This window comes from Acidithiobacillus sp. TH-A35 (genome assembly GCF_057473505.1).
On sequence record NZ_JBYCKR010000115.1, the window covers coordinates 1 to 4,308 of the forward strand.

Genomic DNA, 4,308 nt, shown 5'->3' on the forward strand with positions numbered 1-4,308 from the left:
CGGCAGGCATCTCCCACACCTCGCAGCCGATCGCCTTACCCCCATGGGCAACGCGGACCAGCCCGGGACGCTTGCCGTCGGTCAGGGCGTATAGCCGATAGCAAGAGGCGGTACTGGTGTCGCTTATCAGCCGGCCACCGCGTGAAGTGATTTGGTGATTGAGCGGTAGCCCGCTGAGGTGGGCACCGACCACCGCGACCCGCACCTGCCCACTAGACACTGCTGCGGGCACGGTTTCCACTGGTGGCGGCATGGTTTCCACAGCTCCGTTGGGCACGGAGTCTGTCAACTGCCAACGCTCAGCCAGATGTAGCAGCGGCACATCCTGATGGGCTGGGGCAAACAGCGTGACGCCGAACGGCAAGCCGTCAACGCGGAATCCGGCCGGCACCGCCAGTGCCGCGTAATCCAGCAGATTCATGAAATTGGTATAGTAGCCCAGGTCGGTATTCCTAGCCATGGGTTCGGCCAGCAGTTGGGCGCGGGTAAAAATAGTGCCTGCTGTAGGTGTAAGGACGCAATCCACCTGCTGCCAAATGCAGTCGCATTTTCGCTTGAGCTCCTGTAACCGGTAAAGCGCGGCGAATGCATCTGCAGCCAGCGGCTTGGCTCCTCCCAGGGTGATATCGCGGGTGACTGGAAATAATGCATCGGGGTAAGTATTAATAAAACTGCGGATGGCATGGTAACGTTCAGCCACCCAAGGGCCGCCGTAAAGCAGACGAGCGGTTTCCAGGAAGGGGGCGAAGTCCAGTTCGACGCGCTCGCCGCCCAGCGATTCGAGCCGCGTCACAGATGCGTCGAACAAACGCCCGTATTGGTCGTCCCCAAAAAAGTTCAGGTCCTTGGCCGCTGGCACGCCGAAGCGAAAACGCGGCGCACGGCCAAAGTCAAAACCGTGGGGCTGGATCGTGCGTGAATAAGGATCAGATGTATCCTCCCCCAGTGCAGCCGCAAAGACCCGCTGGGCGTCCTGCGCACTCAGAGCGAATATCGATACACTGTCTAGGGAACGGCAGGCTGGTACTACGCCGGAGGTAGACAGCAGGCCGCAGGTCGGTTTGAGTCCAACAAGATTGTTGAAAGCCGCCGGTACGCGGCCAGAACCGGCAGTATCTGTGCCCAATGAAAAACTCGCCAGACCCAGCGCTACAGCCACCGCCGATCCGGCACTCGATCCGCCGGAGATGTAGTCCGGAGCGAAGGCGTTGCGGCAGGCACCATAGGGCGAGCGTGTGCCATTCAAGCCGGTGGCAAATTGGTCGAGATTGGTCTTACCCATGGCGATAGCGCCGGCGTCTATCAGCTTCTGCACCACCATAGCAGAGTTCTTGGGCGTATAGGCAAAGTCAGGACAGGCACAGGTAGTAGGTACGTCAACCAGATCCATGTTGTCCTTGATGGCGAAAGGCACCCCGTAGAGCGGCAGCCCCTCCATGTCTTGGCCTTCCAACTCCCGCGTGCGTATGAGCAAATGTTCACGCTGCGGCGGAGTGATCCAGATTGCGTGATCCGTATAGCGGGCAGAACGCTCAAGCAACTCCTCCACCAAACTCGTCGGGGTAAGTTGCCCGGAGCGGTAGGCTGACCGCAAGTTGTGTATATACAGGCTACTAGACATTCAGCTCTCCATCAGTGTCAGCACGTTCTGTCCAGTACTGACCGCTTCGCCTTCGCGGCAGAGCAGACGATCAATGACACCAGAGGTAGGCGCTTCGACGGTCATCTCCATTTTCATGGACTCTAAAATAATCAGCGGATCATTGGCTTGTACTCGTTCACCCGCTTTGACCAGAATCCTCCACACGCTGCCGGCGATAGGGCTAGCCACTGGGTGCGCACCGGCGGTCAGATCCAGATCCATGTCACTTGCGTCCTCAGCCACCGTTGCGTCGCTGATCCAGTTGGCTTGGCCAGATTGGGTCCAGCGCTCGCGCTCCTCGGCGAAAGCCTGACGCTGGCGATCCCGAAATGCGGCGATATCGTCAGCATTGTCGGTTACAAAACGCCGATAATCCGCAATACGAAAAGTATCTTCACGAATATCCAGAAGGTAGCGTCCGTGCATGAAGTCGGTGCGGATGGTTTCCAGCTCTGTCGTACTGACGGGGAAGAAACGGATCTGGTCGAAAAAACGCAGGAGCCAAGGCTTACTATCGGTAAATTGCGCAGTCTGCCGCCAGCGGTTCCACATCTGCAGGGTGCGGCCTACGAACTGGTAGCCGCCTGGCCCCTCCATACCGTAAACACACATATAGGCACCGCCGATACCCACAGCGTTTTCCGGGGTCCAAGTGCGCGCTGGATTGTATTTGGTGGTGACCAGGCGGTGACGCGGGTCCAGTGGCGTAGCCACCGGCGCGCCAAGGTACACATCGCCCAGACCCAGCACCAGATAGCTGGCGTCGAACACGATTCGACGTACATCTTCCATGCTGTCCAGACCGTTGATACGGCGTATGAACTCGATGTTGGATGGACACCAGGGGGCTTCTCTGCGTACCCCAGTCATATATTTCTCGATAGCCAACCGGGTGGCGGGATCGTCCCAGGACAGCGGCAAATGCACGATGCGCGTTGGCACTTCCATGAGATCCACGGCAGGCAATTCATCTTCGGCGCCGCGCAACACCGCAAGGAGTTTTGTCAGCGATAACGTGCGATTGTCATAATGGATTTGTAGCGATCTAATGCCTGGGGTGAGGTCGATAACGCCAGGCAAGTTGCGCATACGCAGGTTTTCCATCAGCGCATGGACGCGAAAGCGTAGCTCCAGATCCAGTACCAGCGGTCCGTATTCAACCAGCAGGTGTTTATCGCCGGCTACGCGATAGGCCACTCCCACCGGATGTCGCGGCGTATCATATCGGCCGACGATAGGTGATTCCAATGCCGGTGTTGCGTCCAGCGGCGGGTCCAGAAAAGTGGACAGGTTTTCGAGCGCCGCGTCTTGCGCGCATTCCAGGCGGGTAGCTTCTTCCAGACTAACGGGCACGAAGCGTACGGTATTGCCTGGCCGCAACTGGCCCATCTTCCATAGGTCAGCAGCAACAATCACCGCGGGACAGACAAAGCCACCCAAGCTTGGGCCGTCCGGGCCGAGCAGAATCGGCATGTCACCGGTGAAGTCCACCGCGCCGATGGCGTAGGCATTGTCGTGAATATTCGAAGGATGCAAGCCGGCCTCGCCGCCGTCGCTGCGCGCCCATTGCGGTCGCGGACCAATGAGCCGCACTCCGGTGCGGTTGGAGTTGTAGTGCACCTCCCAGTCGGTGGCGAAGAACATCGCCACGTCAGCGTCTGTAAAAAAATCTGGTGCGCCGTGCGGCCCGTAGCGCACAGCGATTTCCCAATGCTCGTTATAAGCTGGCAAAGCCTGTGGCGCCACGCGTCGCCCAGACTGAGACTGCGGATTGGCACCTAAATGCAGCACATCACCGGTGCGCAGGGTGCGCCCGGCGTGACCACCGAACTGGCCGAGCGTGAAGGTGCCGCGACTGCCCAGATAGAGCGGCGTGTCGAAGCCGCCAGCCACTGCTAAATAGGCACGGCAGCCAGCGCCGCTCAGGCTACCGAACCTAAGTACGCCGCCGGCACGTACCGCATGGCTGCACCACAACGCCAATGGCTGCCCATCGAGTGCGACCGACAGATCGGCACCGGTAACGGCGATGACGCTGTCGGCATTGAATTTGAGGGTAGGTCCGCTCAAGGTAATTTCCAGGGTCACCGCCTCTGGTGGGTTGTCGAGCAGGCGATTGGCCACACGATGGGCGAGTGCATCCATCGGCCCGGATGGTGGCACGCCGACATCCCAATAACCCAGACGCCCCGGCCAATCCTGCAGGCTGGTCTGCACCCCTGGTTCAATCACATCCAGCGTGGGCGCATGGTAGGCCAAAGCACTGAGATAGCGCGTAGTCTGCCGACCTTGCGCAAAGGTTGCGTCGTTGACAATCTGGCGAAGATAACCAAGATTGGTCTCAAAACCATAAATGCGCGTGGTATCCAGCGCCGATCGCATGCGCGCCAGCGCATCGCTACGGTCGCTGCCATGCACGATGAGCTTGGCAAGCATGGGATCGTAATATGCCGTGACTTCGCTACCTGCCTCGACCCAGGTGTCAACCCGGGCATCCGGAGGAAACACCACTTCACTCAATATGCCAGCGGCGGGCTGGAAGTTCTTGCCGGGATCTTCGGCGTAGAGGCGCACCTGAATACTGTGACCACGCGCTGAGTGCACATAGCCAGCAATAGGTGATTCGCCCGCCGCCTGCCGCACCATCCACTCCACCAAATCGACGC

General features: G+C 59.4%; 2 protein-coding genes. Both read right to left on the bottom strand.

Translation table 11 applies throughout. From position 1 onward, the window contains the following. On the bottom strand, positions 1 to 1,621 hold a 1,621-nt coding region (gene atzF / locus AC2VNK_RS04185), incomplete at its 3' end, for an allophanate hydrolase (RefSeq protein ID WP_486882930.1). Then, the coding region (gene uca / locus AC2VNK_RS04190; RefSeq protein WP_486882931.1) for an urea carboxylase at positions 1,622 to 4,308 on the bottom strand (2,687 nt) is incomplete at its 5' end.